The sequence below is a fragment of the Ensifer sp. EB106-03-01-XG145 genome, from assembly GCF_058792075.1.
Window position 1 is genome coordinate 92,955 of the sequence record NZ_JBYTEC010000001.1, and the last position, 16,541, is coordinate 109,495.

The 16,541-nt window shown below is 63.5% G+C and carries 21 protein-coding genes and 1 tRNA gene; 11 read left to right on the top strand and 11 right to left on the bottom strand.

The window, feature by feature from the left end; translation table 11 throughout:
• Positions 1–39: 39 nt before the first annotated feature.
• Genes AC3WWH_RS00430 through AC3WWH_RS00440 form a run of 3 tightly spaced genes read right to left on the bottom strand, consistent with a single transcriptional unit; the run spans position 40 to position 3,031 of the window.
• Entirely contained in the window at positions 40–765 is a 726-nt protein-coding gene (locus AC3WWH_RS00430; protein ID WP_058324499.1) for a copper homeostasis protein CutC, read from the bottom strand.
• Complete coding sequence (locus tag AC3WWH_RS00435) at positions 762–1,673, bottom strand: ROK family protein (protein ID WP_058324500.1); 912 nt, start codon at positions 1,671–1,673, stop codon at positions 762–764. Before AC3WWH_RS00435 ends, AC3WWH_RS00430 begins: the two co-directional genes overlap by 4 nt.
• Positions 1,670–3,031 carry an amidase gene (locus AC3WWH_RS00440; RefSeq protein WP_058324624.1) on the bottom strand — a complete coding sequence of 454 codons (1,362 nt, stop codon included), beginning with the start codon at positions 3,029–3,031 and terminating at the stop codon, positions 1,670–1,672. Before AC3WWH_RS00440 ends, AC3WWH_RS00435 begins: the two co-directional genes overlap by 4 nt.
• Positions 3,032–3,235: 204 nt before the next feature.
• Between AC3WWH_RS00440 and AC3WWH_RS00445 the strand changes: the two genes are divergently transcribed.
• Positions 3,236–3,973 carry a sulfate transporter family protein gene (locus AC3WWH_RS00445; RefSeq protein WP_058324625.1) on the top strand — a complete coding sequence of 246 codons (738 nt, stop codon included), beginning with the start codon at positions 3,236–3,238 and terminating at the stop codon, positions 3,971–3,973.
• A 102-nt stretch (positions 3,974–4,075) separates the two neighbouring features.
• A complete protein-coding gene (locus AC3WWH_RS00450) occupies positions 4,076–4,285 on the top strand; it encodes a SlyX family protein (RefSeq protein WP_057248228.1) in 210 nt (69 codons plus the stop codon).
• An 80-nt stretch (positions 4,286–4,365) separates the two neighbouring features.
• On the opposite strand, the gene AC3WWH_RS00455 is transcribed toward AC3WWH_RS00450, so the two are convergent.
• From AC3WWH_RS00455 to AC3WWH_RS00465, 3 genes are all read right to left on the bottom strand, one after another.
• Positions 4,366–5,358 (bottom strand): BMP family lipoprotein, encoded by a 993-nt coding sequence (locus AC3WWH_RS00455; protein ID WP_057247787.1) that lies wholly within the window; start codon positions 5,356–5,358, stop codon positions 4,366–4,368.
• A 519-nt stretch (positions 5,359–5,877) separates the two neighbouring features.
• Positions 5,878–6,531, bottom strand: coding sequence for a peptide-methionine (S)-S-oxide reductase MsrA (gene msrA / locus AC3WWH_RS00460; RefSeq protein ID WP_113399020.1), 654 nt, complete (start codon positions 6,529–6,531; stop codon positions 5,878–5,880).
• A gap of 42 nt (positions 6,532–6,573) precedes the next feature.
• Complete coding sequence (locus tag AC3WWH_RS00465; protein ID WP_057247788.1) at positions 6,574–6,891, bottom strand: hypothetical protein; 318 nt, start codon at positions 6,889–6,891, stop codon at positions 6,574–6,576.
• Between the two features lie 40 nt (positions 6,892–6,931).
• Here AC3WWH_RS00465 and AC3WWH_RS00470 point away from each other — a divergent pair, with 40 nt between their 5' ends.
• The 5 genes from AC3WWH_RS00470 to AC3WWH_RS00490 all read left to right on the top strand — a co-directional run bounded on the left by AC3WWH_RS00470 (position 6,932) and on the right by AC3WWH_RS00490 (position 9,571).
• Positions 6,932–7,162, top strand: a complete 231-nt coding sequence (locus AC3WWH_RS00470; RefSeq protein WP_156433216.1) for a hypothetical protein — start codon at positions 6,932–6,934, stop codon at positions 7,160–7,162.
• Between the two features lie 111 nt (positions 7,163–7,273).
• A tRNA-Ser gene (locus AC3WWH_RS00475) sits at positions 7,274–7,363 on the top strand.
• A 140-nt stretch (positions 7,364–7,503) separates the two neighbouring features.
• Positions 7,504–7,809, top strand: a complete 306-nt coding sequence (locus tag AC3WWH_RS00480) for a putative quinol monooxygenase (protein ID WP_057247789.1) — start codon at positions 7,504–7,506, stop codon at positions 7,807–7,809.
• Between the two features lie 126 nt (positions 7,810–7,935).
• On the top strand, positions 7,936–8,793 hold the full coding sequence (locus AC3WWH_RS00485) for a sigma-70 family RNA polymerase sigma factor (RefSeq protein WP_058324501.1): 858 nt from the start codon (positions 7,936–7,938) through the stop codon (positions 8,791–8,793).
• 139 nt (positions 8,794–8,932) lie between these two features.
• Entirely contained in the window at positions 8,933–9,571 is a 639-nt protein-coding gene (locus AC3WWH_RS00490; RefSeq protein ID WP_058324502.1) for a class I SAM-dependent methyltransferase, read from the top strand.
• Between the two features lie 49 nt (positions 9,572–9,620).
• Here AC3WWH_RS00490 and AC3WWH_RS00495 read toward each other — a convergent pair whose 3' ends face one another.
• Positions 9,621–10,436 (bottom strand): aminotransferase class IV family protein, encoded by an 816-nt coding sequence (locus AC3WWH_RS00495; RefSeq protein ID WP_058324503.1) that lies wholly within the window; start codon positions 10,434–10,436, stop codon positions 9,621–9,623.
• Between the two features lie 92 nt (positions 10,437–10,528).
• On the opposite strand from AC3WWH_RS00495, the gene AC3WWH_RS00500 reads away from it, so the two are divergent.
• Complete coding sequence (locus AC3WWH_RS00500; protein WP_057247792.1) at positions 10,529–10,882, top strand: MerR family transcriptional regulator; 354 nt, start codon at positions 10,529–10,531, stop codon at positions 10,880–10,882.
• Positions 10,883–11,032: 150 nt separating this feature from the next.
• Here the strand turns inward: AC3WWH_RS00500 and AC3WWH_RS00505 are convergent, their stop codons facing one another.
• Entirely contained in the window at positions 11,033–11,455 is a 423-nt protein-coding gene (locus AC3WWH_RS00505) for a DUF6636 domain-containing protein (protein WP_113399017.1), read from the bottom strand.
• A 198-nt stretch (positions 11,456–11,653) separates the two neighbouring features.
• On the opposite strand from AC3WWH_RS00505, the gene AC3WWH_RS00510 reads away from it, so the two are divergent.
• The 3 genes from AC3WWH_RS00510 to AC3WWH_RS00520 are packed head-to-tail and all read left to right on the top strand — an operon-like array spanning position 11,654 to position 13,100.
• On the top strand, positions 11,654–11,986 hold the full coding sequence (locus AC3WWH_RS00510) for an ArsR/SmtB family transcription factor (RefSeq protein ID WP_057247793.1): 333 nt from the start codon (positions 11,654–11,656) through the stop codon (positions 11,984–11,986).
• A 1-nt stretch (position 11,987) separates the two neighbouring features.
• Positions 11,988–12,464, top strand: coding sequence for an SRPBCC family protein (locus AC3WWH_RS00515; RefSeq protein ID WP_057247794.1), 477 nt, complete (start codon positions 11,988–11,990; stop codon positions 12,462–12,464).
• Positions 12,465–12,476: 12 nt separating this feature from the next.
• Positions 12,477–13,100 (top strand): dihydrofolate reductase family protein, encoded by a 624-nt coding sequence (locus AC3WWH_RS00520; RefSeq protein WP_057247795.1) that lies wholly within the window; start codon positions 12,477–12,479, stop codon positions 13,098–13,100.
• A 57-nt stretch (positions 13,101–13,157) separates the two neighbouring features.
• Here the strand turns inward: AC3WWH_RS00520 and AC3WWH_RS00525 are convergent, their stop codons facing one another.
• The 3 genes from AC3WWH_RS00525 to cml form a co-directional block, all read right to left on the bottom strand.
• Positions 13,158–14,087 (bottom strand): YobF C-terminal domain-containing protein, encoded by a 930-nt coding sequence (locus AC3WWH_RS00525; protein ID WP_058324504.1) that lies wholly within the window; start codon positions 14,085–14,087, stop codon positions 13,158–13,160.
• A gap of 110 nt (positions 14,088–14,197) precedes the next feature.
• Complete coding sequence (locus AC3WWH_RS00530; RefSeq protein WP_058324505.1) at positions 14,198–15,004, bottom strand: MerR family transcriptional regulator; 807 nt, start codon at positions 15,002–15,004, stop codon at positions 14,198–14,200.
• Between the two features lie 126 nt (positions 15,005–15,130).
• Positions 15,131–16,327: a CmlA/FloR family chloramphenicol efflux MFS transporter gene (gene cml, locus AC3WWH_RS00535; RefSeq protein WP_058324506.1), complete on the bottom strand. Its 1,197-nt coding sequence runs from the start codon at positions 16,325–16,327 to the stop codon at positions 15,131–15,133.
• Between the last annotated feature and the right edge of the window lie 214 nt (positions 16,328–16,541).

Here is a 16,541-nt window from a genome sequence, read left to right on the forward strand (position 1 = left end):
AAATGTTGTCCGGGGCTTTTCATTTCGGGCAACGTTGTCTCAGCGCGCTGAAAGTCTCGCCTTCATCGCCCGGACCGTTTCCGCATCGGTGCGGCGCCGGTCGGCCGAAACGAAGCCCATTTCGACCAATCGCGGATCCTGAGCCGGCTCACGAACGGAGCAGGAGGAGTGCACTTCGCTGACGGTCACCCGGTCGAGAAGGGCATCGACCGTATCGAGGGTGACGCCGGACCCCGGCATGATCGACAGCCGGCCCTTGGCGAGATCGACGATTTCGGCCAACCGATCGATCGCCTGCGGTGCGCTCATGGCACCGCCCGAGGTCAGGATGCGTTCGAAGCCGAGCTCGACCGCCACCTCCATCGCCTCGGCGAAATCCGGAACCAGATCGAAGGCGCGGTGCAGCGTCATCCTAAGTCCGGCCGCATGGCCTGTGAGCTTGATCAGCATCGACTTATCGAGGCGACCGTCGGCAAGGGAGGCGCCGAGCACCACGCCGGCGAGACCTGCCGCCCGCGCCGCGTCGATATCGCGACGCATGACATCGAGGTCCGCGGCGGAGAAGACGAAATCGCCCGGGCGAGGGCGGATCATGGCGTAAACGGGCACCGGCGGCGGACCGGCCAGCGCCATCAGTCCGGGATTGGGCGTCAGGCCACCGACGGACAGGGCGGCGCAGAGCTCGATCCGGTCTGCGCCGCCCTCGATCGCCGCGTAAAGCCCGTCGGCATCGTCGACGCAGACTTCCAGTTTGATGTCGCTCATATCTTCTCCTCGCCGAGGCCAAGCAGCGCCGCGCCGATCAATCCGGGCTCGACCCGGCATTCACCACGCACCACCAGCGGCCGGTCGAACTGCCGGAGAATCCGGCTACGCACTGTCCTGTCGATTTCGGCGAGCAGTTCCTCGGAATTGGAGAGTCCGCCGCCGACAGGCACGATCGTCGCGCCGGTGATGTTGATGACGAGTGCCAAAGGCGAACTCACGAGATCGACGAGCAGATCGACCGTGCGCTTTGCCTCTGCATCCCCAGCCTTCCAGGCCTCGATGATCTCATGGCTTGAAAGCGTCTTGCCATGGGCGGTCTGGTGCAGCCGCTCCAACCCGCGGGCGCCGCCAACGGTATCGACGCAGCGCTTCTGGCCGCAGCCGCAGTCATAGGCGGGAATGGCGATCGGCGGGTTGCCGGCCTCGGCCGCGATCGCCGGGCCGTGTCCCCATTCGCCGGCAAAGCCGCCATCGGCATTGATCAGCCGGCCGTCGATCACCAGGCCGCCGCCGACCCCGGTGCCGAGAATGGCGCCGAAGACAATGCGATGGCCGCGTCCCGCACCCGCGCCGGCCTCGGCCAGTGCAAAACAATCGGCGTCATTGGCGATCTTCACCGGCAGGTGCAGCGCCGCCTCGAGTTCGGCGACCAGTTCGCGCCCGTCGATACAGGGGATGTTGGCGCATTTGATCCGCCGCGTCTCAGGATCGATGACGCCGGTGATCGAGATCGCCACGCAATCCGGGTGTCCGCCCGCTTCGTCCAGGACCGATTCGAGCACCTCAACGAACTGGCGGAAGTTGCTGAGCGGCGTCGTCCGTCGCGGTAGCGGAAAGATCCGGTCGCGCGAATGCACGATCGCGCCCTTGATCGCCGAGCCGCCGATGTCGAAGCAGACGATCATGCTTCGCCCCGAATAATTGCTTCGGCCGAGAGCGCGACGGAGAGCAGCCGATCGTCCTGGTGATGCGGCGCGGCAAGCTGGAAACCAACGGGCATCTCGGCCGCCCCAGTACCGCACGGAATGGAGATGCCGCAGAAATCCAGGAAGTTGCCGATCGACGTGTTGCGCAGTGTCTTGGCGTTGGTCTTGAAGAACAGCTCGTCGTCCTCGATCAGGGGCGCGATCGGCGGCGCCACATGCGGCAGCGTCGGGTGGGCGATGAGCTCGTTCGGCTTCAGGCTGTCGACCGTCTCATGGATCAGTTGGTCGCGCGCGTCGAGCAGGGCAATGTAGTCGGGCATGGTGATCTTCTCGCCGAGCCTGGTGCGGGCAACGACACGGGGATCCATCTCATTGGCCTCGTGCCCGGCCAGCCGCTCGCGATGAAGCGCATAGGCCTCGGCCGTCACCAGGGCGCCGTGGCGGGCCATCAGCCCGAAGACCGCCGAGAAGGTCGGGAAGGCGCGGCGGCTGACGGCAACGCCAGCTTTTTCGAGCCGCCTGATGGCATCCTCGAACGCCTCGACGACTTCCGTCTCCGCATCGTCGAAGACCACCGTTTCCGGGATCACCAGCGCGACGCCGGAAAGATCGGCGCGGCGCACGGTCGGGGCCGTCAGCCCGTGCATGGCAGCGTCCACCCAGACTGCGTCCTGCACCGTGTGGCAAAGGGGGCCAAGCGAATCCAGGCTTTCAGCCAGCGGAAAGACGCCCTTCATCGCGTAGCGGCCGCGTGTTGCCTTGTAGCCGACGATGCCGGTCATCGCCGCGGGAATGCGCACGGACCCGCCGGTATCGGTGCCGATGGCTGCTGGCACCAGCCCGGCCGCGACCGCGACCGCCGAGCCTGACGACGAGCCGCCGGGAATGCGCTCAACGTCGGTGGCCGCGGGGTTCCTCGGCGTGCCGTAATGCGGGTTGATGCCAAGGCCCGAAAAGGCGAACTCGCTCATATTGGTGCGGCCGACGCTGACCATGCCGGCTGCGGCAACGGCGGCAACGACCGGAGCGTCGCTCCTCGCCGGGGCGTGCGTTTGCAGCACCTTCGAGCCGGCGGTCGTGACGCTGCCGGCCACATCGAAGAGGTCCTTCCACGCGACCGGCAGGCCGTCGAGCAGGCCGAGCGAGCGTCCCGCCCTGAGGCGTTTCGAGGCGGCCTCGGCATCCCGCGTCGCGCGCTCAGGCGTCAGTTCGACGAAGATGGCATAGTCGCCGTGTGCGTCGATCGCCGCATAGGTTTGCTTGGCGAGGTCCACGGGGTCCAGCTTGCCGCTCTGCACCAGCACGGAAAGGCTGGCGAGTGTCTTTTGTTCTGTCATGTCATCCTCCGCGGAATGCTGTTCTTGCCTGCGGCTGCTGTCCGCTACGTCTACAATATCGCCGCCCTTGGCGTTTTCCATGCTTCCCTTATGCGAGGCGCGTGAATCTTGCATAAAGACTGGCTTCCGCCGCGTGTGTCTTGTCGCTGGTGGTGCCCCTGCCTACATGCATCATCGAACCTTGGGCCATACTGGAGAGCGATGATGATCTTGGACGCGGCGCGACTTTCGCTTGCCAATCTCCTTGCGCCCGAGACCCGATCGGTTTTCTGGAAGGTGCTGGGCCTGACGATCCTGGCGCTCGTCGCGCTCTGGTTTGCGGTGCGCGAAGTGTTTATCTGGCTGGCGCTGCCGTGGATCGATACGCTGATGCCGGGCACGCCCGTCTGGGCCGGTTGGCTGACCTTCGTCGTCGGCATCTTCGCGAGCCTCGGGCTGGCGCTCGCCTTGGCTTTGCTTCTGGCCCCCGTCACCGCGCTGATCGCTGGCTTCTTCCTCGACGATGTTGCCGAGGTGATCGAGAAGCGGGACTATCCGAGCGAGCCGCAGGGCCGGCCGCTGCCGCTTGGCGAGGCGATCGCCGGATCGCTGAAGTTTCTCGGCGTTGTCATCCTCGGCAACCTGCTGGCGCTCTTCCTGCTGCTCGTTCCGGGCGTCAATCTCGTCGCCTTCTTTCTGGTCAACGGCTATCTGCTCGGCCGCGAATTCTTCGAGTTCGCGGCAATGCGCTATCGTGCACCGGCGGAGGCGCGGCTCTTCCGCGAGAAGCACCGTTCCACCGTTTTTCTCGCCGGCCTTCTGCTCGCGGCCTTTCTGGCGGTGCCGTTCGTCAACCTTTTGACGCCGCTCTTTGCTGCCGGACTGATGGTGCATCTGCACAAGCGGCTTTCGGCAAAGGATCCCGGATTTTCGCTCTCGGGCGGTGCGGCGGCGAAGGCCTGAGAGGCTCTTGCTTGACATGATGCCGGCTATGGCCAATCTGCCGGCAAGATCCCATTGTGCTGCGCGGGCGCGCCGGCGCGTGGCAGGACGGAGTTGGCGGACATGAACAAGACGGACGAACGGATCACCCACCTCGAGGAAACGGTGGCCCACCAGGCCAAGACCATCGAGGAACTTTCCGATCAGCTTGCCGAGCAATGGAAGGTGGTGGAACAGACGCGCGCCAAGCTCGACCGGCTGACCGAGCGTTTCCTGTCGCTCGAGGAGCAATCGCTCGATGCGCCGGCGATCACCCGGCCGCCGCACTACTGATCGAGCGCCACGGCAAACGGGAATTAAAGGGCCGCCGGTCCAACGAACCGGCGGCCTCTCTATTTACATAAGTGCTGCTCTTAGTAGGGGCAGGACTCGTCGCTCATGTAGTCGTGAACTTCGACCTTGCCGGCAATGATTTCGGCTTTCACCTTTTCCACTGCGTCGAGCATCTCAGGCGTGATCAGTGCCTTGTTGTTGTCGTCGAGCGCATAGCCGACGCCATCTTCCTTGAGGCCGAGGTTGGAAATGCCGAACTCGAACTTGTCGTTCTTGGCCGCCGTGAAGGCTTCATAGACGGCAACGTCGACGCGCTTCAGCATCGAGGTCAGCACCTTACCCGGCTGCAGGCCGTTCTGGTTGGAATCGACGCCGATACCGAGCTTGCCCGCATCTGCTGCTGCCTGCAGAACGCCGACGCCGGTGCCGCCGGCTGCGTGGTAGACGACGTCCGAGCCTTGGTCGATCTGCGACTTGGCGATTTCGCCGCCCTTGACCGGGTCGTTCCAGGCGTCCGGCGTCGTTCCGGTGTAGGCTTCCAGAACCTTGACGTCAGCGCCGGTCGACTTGGCGCCGCCAACGTAGCCACAGGCGAACTTGTGGATCAGCGGAACGTCCATGCCGCCGATGAAGCTGACGGTCTTCGACTTCGAAGCGAGGCCGGCGAGAACGCCGACGAGGTAGGAGCCTTCCTGTTCCTTGAAGACGACCGATTTGACGTTCGGCTTCTCGACGACCATGTCGATGATCGCAAACTTGATATCAGGGTATTCCGGCGCGATCTTCTCGAGCGAAGCCGCCCAGTTGAAGCCGGCCATGACGATCGGGCTGTTGCCGTCGCTCGCAAAGCGGCGCAGCGCCTGTTCGCGCTGGGCATCGTTGGCGATTTCGAACTCGCGGTATTCGACGCCCGATTCCGTCTTGAACTTTTCGGCGCCGTTAAAGGCAGCCTCGTTGAAGGATTTGTCGAACTTGCCGCCGAGATCGTAGATGATCGCTGGCTTGATGTCGGCGGCCAGTGCCGTCGCGGACATCATCGAAAAGGCAAAGAGACCGAGAATGGTTTTTTTCATCGTGCAGCCCTGTTGTCGCTATTGATCTTATTGGGTCCTCCCGCCGGCTCCCCGACGGAACCTGTCTGCGGAACCCACCCCCTTCTCCTTGGGGCTAGGGTGGCGCATCCTTGCACGGTCACGGCAAAAAAACACTCAAAATTTTTCAGATGGTAAAAATACAAGCCACAGAAGCCGGTACCCGTAAGGCACCGGTTCTGTTGCGCTTTTGAGATCGCCGGCAAGTGTGCGCGCCCATCCGGCGCGACCTCTGGGTTGTGGGTATCGCGCTTGCTTTCGAGAGGCCCAAAGCGGCCCCCGGTGTCGGAGCGGGATGAGGAATAGTGTGTGCGGTTCTCCGCCCGCATCCCGCGCTTGTTTACACGAAACGATCACGTCGATGGTTCGGGTCGATTGAGGCCAAGCACATCGGCCTGCCTGGAACATCCCGCTCTCGAGTGGAACCACCGGAGGCGGAAAGATGCTCTAGAATCAAAGTGCTAGGGCGTCCTTTGTGCGTTCAGTCGAACGCACGGCGCTCTAGTACCCGATCGGACAACTCACCCCGGTGCCGCGCAGGCCGCAATAGCCGTTCGGGTTCTTCGCCAGATATTGCTGGTGGTAGTCCTCGGCGAAGTAGAATGGGCCGGCCTTGCCGATCTCGGTGGTGATCGTGCCGCCATGGTTGGAATACTTCAGCGCCGCCTGGAAAGTGGTGCGCGCGGCCTTGGCCTCCGCCAGCTGCTCGTCGTCATAGGTGTAGATTGCCGAGCGGTAGGTGGTGCCGATATCGTTGCCCTGGCGCATGCCCTGGGTCGGGTCGTGCTCCTCGAAGAAAGTCTTGAGCAGGGTCGCAAGCGGAACCTTCTCTGGATCATAGACGACCAGCACCACCTCGGCATGGCCTGTGAGCCCGGTGGTCGTCTCCTGATAGGTCGGGTTCCGTGTCAGCCCGCCAGCGTAACCGACAGCCGTCACGTAGATACCGGGGATCTTCCAGAGCAGGCGTTCGGCGCCCCAGAAGCAGCCCATGCCAAGCAGGATCTGCTTCGCGCCGTCGGGGTAGGGGCCTTTCAGCGGCCGTCCGGAAACGAAATGCGTCTCGGCCGTCGGGATCGCCTCGTCGCGACCCGGCAGCGCCGTCTGCGCATCGGGCATGATCGTCTTCTTGTTGAACATGTCGATCAGGAACATCAGCATACTCCTCGTCGCTGCGGAGACGGGCTCCGCTAAAAATCAGGCGGCGAAGCGGCCCGCCGCCGGCCGCTTCTTGTAGCCGACCATCCATAGAACGAGCGCGAGCAGCGCCAGCACGGCGAAGGCCGGCTGCATCAGCAGCCAATGCAGCACCGAATGCCAGATCGTCTGCGCCGTATCGGAACGCTGCGCAAACTGGATCCAGCTTGCCGTGTCGGCGCCCAGCGCCTCCAGGTCGTCGCCAAGCGAGGTCATCACCAGTTCCGATGCGGCGACCGACTGGATCGCGTCGACGGCACCGGCAAGCACGGCGGCAAACAACACGACGGCGCTCGCCAGCCTCAATAGAAACCGCATTGGTCCAATTTTCCCTTCATGTCACTGGTCGCGTCATGTCATGGTCAAGCGCAACGCCCCGGCGGCATCTTCTTCGATCGCAGGGGTCTCGGACAAGGCCCGGTGGCGAAATTATGCGGTGATCGCAGCAGAGCTGAGCTGGCATGTCGACGCTGCCGAGAGCATGACGCTCGTCCCGGCGCAAGAGATAAGCGTGGCGCCTGGTATGCACAATGGGGACGACGGGCCACTCGTTTCACAAGATGTCAACAATCTGTCAGAAAGCAGTTGATCCCAAGCAAATCATCGGTATATAGACGCGCGTCCGCCGGTTTACACCGGTCGACACCGAAGGGCCCCGCCCTTCCCATCCAGCCGGATTGACCATCGGCTGCTGACGGATGGACAGGTGGCCGAGTGGTTGAAGGCGCACGCCTGGAACGCGTGTATACGTGAAAGCGTATCGAGGGTTCGAATCCCTCTCTGTCCGCCATTCTCCTCCCTTGCCACAGCGATCCATGCCAAGACGTTGCCAACCCGCTTGGCGCCAACCCGCAAAAAATCTTCTTCGGCGCGATCCGTTTCGCCTCTCCGGTTCGTCTTTGCTGTGTCCGTAGCAAAGGAGACACGCTGATGACCACCGAACCTGTCACACTCGTCAATCTGCTGAAGGTCGAACCCGGCAAGCAGGCGCAATTGATTGCGCTCCTGAAGCGCAACATCGAAACCGTGATCAGCACGCTCGGCGGTTGGCACACAAGCCGGCTGATCGCCGCCAAGGACGGCGCCAGCGTCATCATCTATTCGGAATGGGAGACGCCGGCGGCCATTGAGGCGATGCGGGCCGATCCCCGGATGAAGGCCTACTTCCCGCAGATCCTGGAATTGGCAAGCCTTGAGTCGATCCTGGGCGAGGCCGTGTTCAGCGATAACAGGTGATGTCGATCCGCCGCCGACGCCCGCCGACAGTGGCCGGAAGGCGGCGGACATTTCTTTGGACCCGCGTTATCGTGCCGTCGTCGCCGATGGGCTGACGCCTGGAAATGCGCCCATGGAGCTCGATACATGAACGTGGAAGATTTCGAGGATCGCCTGCGCGAGTTCAGGCCGCGGCTGCATCGCTATTGCGCGCGCATGACCGGCTCGGCCGTGGACGGCGAGGACGTGCTGCAGGATACCTTGATCAAGGCCCTGCAGGCGCGGGCGGACGGTGTGGTCGTGGACAATCTCGAGGGCTGGTTGCTTCGCATCGCCCACAATACCAGCCTCGATTTCCTGCGCCGGCGGTCCCGGCACAGGGTCGTTCCGCTGCGCGATGATCTGGAGGACGCACCGCTGCCCGAAGCGGACATCGTTGCGGTCGGCTTTCACACCTTCCTGCAGCTGCCTGAACTTCAGCGCTGCGCCGTGATTCTCAAGGATGTGCTCGGACATTCGGTCGAAGAAATCGCGGATATTGCCGACTGCACGCCGGCGGCTGCCAAGTCGGCGCTCCAGCGCGGACGCGCGTCGCTCCGGCAACTGGCGGATCGCCCGGACGATATGCGGCTGCCGCTGATGTCCGATGCCAACCGGCAGAAGATGGCGACCTATGTGCGCCTGTTTCAGGGGGGCGATTTCGATGCGATCCGCGCCATGCTGGCCGAAGACGTCAAGCTCGAGCTCGTCAACAGGCTGAGGCTGGAGGGCCGTGAGGGCATTGGCCGCTACTTCACCCGCTATGCCGAGGAGACGAGGTGGCGGTTCGCGCTCGGTGCGATCGAGGGGCGTCCGGTCATGCTGGTTTTCGACAGCGCCGGGCCCATGGAGATGCCTGCGCATTTCGTTCTTCTCGATTGGCGCGAGGACGAGATCGCTGCGATCCGCGACTTTCTCTTCGCGCCCTATGTGCTTGAAACCGTCGATTGGGTTCGTCTGGCCTAGCGCGAAGGGGCCTTCGCTGATTGACCGTCCGATCTCCGCCATTTGTTGACGATTGCGCGGTAGCCGGAATCCCTTGACCGGCGTGGCTCCGGCCTCGACCGTGCGAGGAGATCTGGTCGCGCTCTGGGGAGCAGGCAGCATGAAGACGGCGAGTGACGCGCGTTTCTGGGACCGGACGTCGCAGCGATACGCCAAGGGGGCGATCGCGGACCCGGCCGGATATGAGCGCACGCTCGACCGTACCCGCTCTCTGCTTCTGCCCGATGACGGCGTGCTGGAACTCGGTTGCGGCACGGGGACAACGGCGTTTCGGCTCGCAGGCGATGTCCGGGACTATCTTGCGACCGATTTTTCCAGCGAGATGATCGCAATTGCGAGCGAGAGATACGCCGTCGACCTGGTGCCGAACCTCGTCTTCCGCGCCGCAACGGCCGAAGCGCTGACCGCCGAGCGCGTGCAATACGATGCGGTCCTGGCCTTCAACTATCTGCATCTGGTGCGCGACCTTTCGGGCACGCTCGGCAGCATCCATGCCCTGCTCGCATCGAGCGGGCTGTTCATCTCCAAGACGCCCTGCGTCGGGGAGATGAGCCCCCTGATCCGTTTGGCGCTGTTGCCGGCGATGCGCGCGTTCGGAAAGGCACCCTATGCAGGAACCTTCGGCTTGATCGAGCTGAGCCAGGAGATAACGGCTGCCGGCTTCGACATTCTGGACATCGAAAACCACGCGACCAAAGGCAACGACAACCGTCCCTATATCGTTGCTCGCAAGCGCTGAGGCAGGCCGCGGCAGCATGGTGTGTCCGCCTCGGCCAAACTCAACTGCCCTAAACTGACTCGGCCGGCTCTGCGGCATGCGCACGGTGCAGCAGATCCAGAAACGCCTTTGCTTCCGGGATTGCCGTCGAACCGATGGCGCTGACGGCAATGCCTGGCGTCCATGAATTCATGACGGCCGCACCGGAGAGATCCTTGAGCCGGCTAAGGGTGATTTCCTCCCGGCGCTGCGGCACGGCCAGGCGTTCGAGTTGTCGCTGGACCGTGCCCATCATCGTGCCGGTCAGCATCTCGGCCCTGGGCCAGATGACCGCTTCGCCGTCCCAAAAGACGAGGTTCCAGATGCTGGCTTCGCTGAGGTGCCCCTGCCGATCGATGAAGGCGGCGTCGTCGAAACCCGCCCTGATCGCCTGATGCAGGTAATAGGTCTTGCCGGATTCGCCGACGTGCTTGATCGTGGCATGTGGCCGTTCGTGCTCGATGACGGCGAGCCGCAACGGACCCTTCGGGCCATTGGAGGGTGGGCCGTTGCGCACGAGAACGGCGAGGTCTCCCTGCATGCTGTCGGCGGTAAACTCGCCGTCCGGCGAAAAGATCGTGACCGCCAGCGACTGGTCCGCCGGACCGGCGTCGATTGCCTGTCTGATGTGGGCGCGCAATTCTTCGTCGCGCAGCGCGCGGCCGAAGAAGGCGAGAGAGGCGTTGCTGAGGCGCTTCAGATGCAGGTCCAGACCTCTGATCTTGCAGTCCCTGACCTGAATTGCGGTGAAGTGGGCGAAGCCGGCAAAAGCCAAGGGGATCAGATCGGCAGCGCTGGCCGGGCGGCCGTTGAGCGCTGCGGGATAGAGGCTTGTTTCGTTCGGCATGGTCTTGCTCCTGGGTGTGTTCACATGAAGGAGCCAATAGGTCTAAGGTCTGACAGCGCTGTCAGAGTCAAGGGCGAGGCGAAGGGACCGGAATGAAAATAGGCGAGCTGTCGAAACGCACCGGCGTCAGCATTCGGATGCTGCGCTACTATGAAGCCGAAGGGCTGTTGAAGCCTGGACGCACCGAAAGCGGCTATCGCGACTATGATCTGGCGGAGGTGAGAACCGTCGAGCGCATCAAGCTCCTGGGCGCCGGCGGCATGACCCTTCCGACGATCCTGCAGTTCCTGCCGTGCGTTCGCGGAGAAGGTCCGATCTTTGAGCCCTGCGACGAACTGCGCGTCACCCTGCACGAGCAGATCCGGCTTGTCGAAGAGAAGACGGAAAAGCTGGCGCAGAGCCGCAGCGTCCTGGAGACTTTTCTGCAGGAGATAGGCGAGCGCTGATCTTCTGCCGGATCGAGCTACCGCGTGCTGCGGCGACCCCTTGCTGGCCTCGTCAGCGCTAACGCGACAGGATTGCGACCAAACCCGCTCTGGCCATCAACCAGAAGTCAGGGCGCGCGGCAAACCGTATGCACCTTTCCTGCTGCCGCTCTAATAGACGTCGGTCTTCGATCGACTGATGTAAAAACCGTGGCCGTCACTGCGCTCGCAGCTGAGCCCGGTCTTGCTGGACCGACAGCTAAACGGCCCCTTCTTCCAGCTGTTGCCGTAGCTCAGGATATGGGAGCCGTCGCAGCATGCTGTATCGCCCGCGTTCTGGAATCGTCGGGCCTTGCCCGCCTTTCCCAGAATGAACCTCTGATAGGTCGGTTCGATGCGGTCACAGCCAAGTTCCGGGCCGCCGTCCTCCGGGACATAAACATCGGAGCCACCGGCTGGCGTGTATTGGCAACCGATGTTGCCGGTCGGCATGTTGAAATAAATCAGACCGCCATCGGCGGGGAAATTCTGCTCTGCTGCATTCCCGTCGAATGCGATGAGCGCGGCGACCGCGAACACAAGAAAGCGCATCATTCGAGCTTTGGCCCCTGACCTTTGTCGATCCCGCAAAGTGCAGCAAGTAAAACATATCAGCGGGAAATGGGGAAATGGTCTCGGCTCTCGACCTGCGGTCGACGGCACGGCGCCGTGAGACAAAGTGGCTCGAGCCTGTCGGGGAGGACTTCAATAGTTAGCTGTTGCGCTAAGTGTTTGGTCATGATACTTAGCCTTATGGAACAGTATTCAGGCCGATTGGACGTGATCTTTCAGGCGCTCGCCGATCCCACCCGGCGCGCCGTGCTTTCGCGGCTCGGCGGCGGCCCGGCGAGCATCAGCGATCTCGCCAGACCCTTCGACATGGCCCTGCCGTCCTTCATGAAGCACATCCACTTCCTGGAAGGCAGCGGCCTGATCCGCACGCACAAGCAGGGCCGGGTGCGGACCTGCGCCATCGAGAAGGCGCAATTCGCCGTGGTCGAGACCTGGCTTTCGGCGCAGCGCGCGCTCTGGGAAGGCCGTGCCGACCGGCTGGAAAAATTCGTCACTGAACACGAGGAGGAATGACATGATCCGCTCTCCAGATCCCGAACTCGACCTGACGATGGCACGCATCATCAAGGCGCCGCGCGCGACCGTCTGGCGCGCCTGGAGCGATCGGACCCGGCTTGAGCAATGGTGGGTCCCGGCGCCGGCAATATGCAAGGTGATCGATATGGACCTGAAGCCGGGCGGCGGCTTCGTGACCCGGATCAGCGAAGGCGGCGGCGAGTTCGTGCCGCATATCAATGCCTGCTTCCTCGCGGTCGACGAACTCTCGCGCATCGTCTTCACCGATACGCTCGTTGCCGGCTGGCGGCCGGCCGAGAACGCCTTCATGACGGCAATCATCACGCTCAGCGACCATCCGGCCGGCACTGAGTACGCCGCCCACGTGATGCACCGCAACGGCGCGGACCGGAAGATGCACGAGGAGATGGGTTTCCACGACGGCTGGGGAACGGTGGCGGAGCAACTGGCCCGGCTCGTCGAGCAAACCCATTAAGGAGGCGAAGACATGCGCAACATCGTCCTGCAGATGATGACGACGCTCGATGGCCGCCTCGACGATCCGCTTGCCTGGATGGGCACGGTGGTCGATGAGCAGTACCGGGCGATCGACCGCCTCTATGCCGGCTACGACACGGTACTCGTCGGGCGCACCACCTACGAGGAGATGGTCGGCTATTGGCCCGGCGCGCTGAACGATGAGGTCAACGGCGAGACCAATCGCGTGATGGCCAAACGCATGCACGACTCCCGCAAGATTGTGTTCTCCCGCACCGGTGAGCAGGCAATCAGCCCCTGGCACAATGCCGAACAGGTCGTGGCTGCCGACGACGCCGCACTTTCGCGCTACCTGATGGAGCTGAAGGCTGAGCCCGGCGGCGATATCCATCTCTCGGGTGGCGCCAGCCTGGCGCAGACGGTGATCGGCCTTGGGCTGGTCGATCGCTACCACTTCTTCGTCTATCCCGTCGTCTCGCCGGGTGAACCGTGGTTCGCCCGGCTGAGGGATAAGAACGAACTGCAGCTGATCGGCAGCGAACACTACGACAACGGTGTCGTCGGACTTCACTACGCAACCGTACGCGACGCCAAGTCGGAGCGGCCGAAGAGCTTCTCCGAGCTCATTGCCTAAAGCAATTCCAGGAAAAGTGCGAAGCGGTTTTCCGTCCGGAGTTGCGTGTTGCTGGAATCAGTCTCCGCCTCGCAGGGCGGAGAGCAGCCGATCGTAGGTCGGAGCCAGCCGCCGCAGGGCTTCCGCCGCTTCCGCATCCCTGCGCAGGACAAGCGGATATTGCAGCGCGCCGATGAGTTGCGCCTGTTCGCCGGCAATCGCGGCGGACTTGGCAAAGCCGGCGCGCTCGAGGCAGGTTGCGGCGTCAGCCGCACGGCGGGCGCCGACGCGAACGCCGAAATGGATCAGGTGCGCCCGCAAGCCCTTGTCACAGCGTTCCTCGATGCGCGCCGCCAGCGCTTCGGCGGCCTCGGCATTGCCGAGGCTCCTAGGCGGCATCGCCCGATCCGTAACCATCGACAGCCAGTGGATCGCAGCCGGGATCGAGGTCCGGATCGCGTCCACCTCCGAGACCTCCGCCACCCGCGAAAAGCCCGACCGCATCGTGAAAGAATCACCGTAGGTGAGCGTCTTCGCGCTCCAGGCCGCCATGAAATCACCGATCGGCAGCGAGGCGTAGGGGTAGCCCTGCGGGTCGTGCATCAGCACCCGCTCCTCGTCGAGCGCGAGGACCACGACATAGTGGTCGGCCTCGATCGGCCCGGTCATGCCGGGTTGATGGCGGAGATGTCCCATTTCCACCGGCCCGACCCAGACCGGGCCATCCTTCAGCGCCGACCGGAGGCGGGAAAGCGCGTCCTCGGCATCGTCACCCTTGCTGACTTCCGAGGTCCAGCCGAGCGCGGCAAGCGCGCCGTCGAACCCGGCTTCCGGGTCCCAGCCATAGGGGTCGAAGAACGGCAGCGAGCCGCCGATGAGCTGCATTCCGAACGGGCTGCTTGTGGCAAATTCGATGACGGCGGGCGAGGGCGCCGCCTCGCCGAACATCATGGCGAAGGAATTGGCGTAGCAATAGGGGCCGGAGCCCACATAGGGAACGTGCTGCATCGGTTGAATCCTTGGGGTCAATGAAGGTGCGAGGGTGTATCCCGGATTGCTTTGTTCAAAGCAGCTCCAGGAAAAGTGTGAAGCGGTTTTCCGTCCGGAGCTGCGGTATTCTAGGGCACGATGGGATAGGCGACATCGAAACGGGCGTCGCCGCTGCCGGGGTAGATTTCGTAGGGGCTGCCGAAACAATTGAGATCGTTGCTGTGCTCGAACCAGGCCTCGATCGCGTCGTAGACACGCAGCACCGCCGGAAAGGTCTCGAACGTCTCGGACACCGGCAGGAATGCTTCGCGCCCAGCCGGCTGAAGTCGCATGCGCAGATCACCTGACGGTTCGAGGCTGCCGGTGTAGCCGATCGCGACCTCGACGAGGCCCTTGCCATCATGGTTCACGGGCTCGTGGAAATGCAGCGTCATCGGCCCATCGTCGTCCTTGCCGCATAGTGCCAGGTAGCTGCGGATCGCCGCTTCGGCGCTTTCCGTGAAAGCGTCGAGCGCATCGACCGTCACATGACCCTGCCGATAGACGATCTTCGAAGGGGCAGTGTCGCGGACGCGGACGGCTTTGATCAGCGGATCATCGCCGCCGGACGATTGCCGGAAGATCGCCTGCACCAGCTCGCTCTGCTCCTCGAGCCGTTTGGTCTGTACCTCCAGCCAGGCGCGAAGTTCGGTGAGGCGCACTTCGGGCTGAAGCTCGATCAGGCGCGCGATTCGGGCGATCGGCAGGCCCAATTGCCGTAGCCTTGCGATCAAGCGGGCGCGGCCCGCCTGCTCGGCGGCGTAGTAGCGGTAGCCGGTCACCGGATCGACATGGGCGGGCACGAGCAGGCCCTGCTCCGCATAGAGCCGGAGCGCCTTAGGCGACAGTCTTGTGGCAGCGCCGAAACGGCCGGCGAGGAAAAAAGAATCGGTCATGAGACAAGTCTGGGGCCTGCCCCAGGGGCGAGGTCAAGAGGCATCTTGCCGTCTTGCTGGCAGCCGCCAGACCGGTTGGCTGAATACCTCCCGGAGCAGGCAACCGCTCCGGGAGGTACATGGCAGCTATTGTCTTCCACGTCGGTTCAGGAGCGCCAGCGCCAGGAGCGTGACCGTCGCCATCACCAGGCAGTAGCCGACGAGCGGCCAGGCCGTATCGCCCTTCAGAAACAGAACGGCGCCGGTGCCGACGACGGCGACGATCAGGCTCTGGATGCAGAAGTAGAGCGCCACCGCCGTTCCGGCGATCGCGTCAAAGGCCTTCAGCGCGCCGTTCGCAGTCACCGAGGCGCTCATGACAATGCCGACGGCGATCACCCACATCGGCAGCACGAAGCTTGCGAAGGAGGGTGTCGTGAAGACTTCGCCGGCGGCAAGCAACAGCCCGCCAAGGATCAGCGCTGCCATGCCGCGCATGAGGCAGCCGGACATCCCGTAGCGGCCGACGAAACCCTTGGCGAAGCGCGTGGTCAGGATCATCACCACTGCCGCCGTCGCGAAGGCGAGGCTGAAGCCGAACTGCGAATAGCCGGCGCGATCGATGAGCAGGCGCGGCGCGGTCGAGAAGAACACGAAGAACGCGCCCATCGCCGTGCTGAAGCCGAGCGTATAGGTCCAGAACGCGCCGTTCCTGAGAATGGGCTTAAAGCTGGGCTTCCCGTTGCCGGAAGGGATTGGCCGGGTTTCCGACCAGCGCAGCAGCGCCTGGCCGAGCGCGGTAAGACCGAGCACGCCGAGCGTCAGGAAGATCGCCTGCCAGCCGAGAGCGCCTGAGATCAGCGCGCCGGCAATCGGTCCGAGCGCCGGAACGAAGGACAGCATGGCGCTGAAGAGGCCGTATATGGTGACGCCTTCCGGACGTGCGCCATAGACGTCCCGCACCGTCGCGAAGGTCGCGACCAGCGCCGCCGAGGCGCCCGCCGCCTGCGCAAGCCGGAGTGCCACGAAGACCGGCGCTGAGGTGGTGACCGCCAGCAGCAATGACGTCAGTGCAAACAAAGTCGCGCCTCCGAGAAGCACCGGACGGCGGCCGAACCGGTCGGAGAGCGGGCCGAAGAGCACCTGTCCCAAGCCCAGCATGAGCATGTAGAGGCTCAGCGTCAGCTGGACGATTGCCGGCGACGTGCCGAGGATGCCAGGCATTTCCGGCACGACAGGCAGATAGATGTCCATGGCGAGCGACGCCAGGATATCGAAGGGCGCCATCAACAGCAGAGCCGCCGGCAGCGTATAGGACCAGGTGGGCAAGTTATGATCGGGCATGATGAAACATCCGCGCAAATGGGTAACATTCGGCGGCGATCTGCCACTTCATCAAATCTTGGGAGTGTGAGCCGACAGACGCCGCAACAACTTTTTCAAACCGTTGTTGCGGCTTACCTGGTTGCTGACTCGTCGGTCCTCATGCGGTCATCCGAAATATTATTCATCGATCAAACGTCGACGTGCTTAGCATCTGGGCCAGGTTTCAACAACC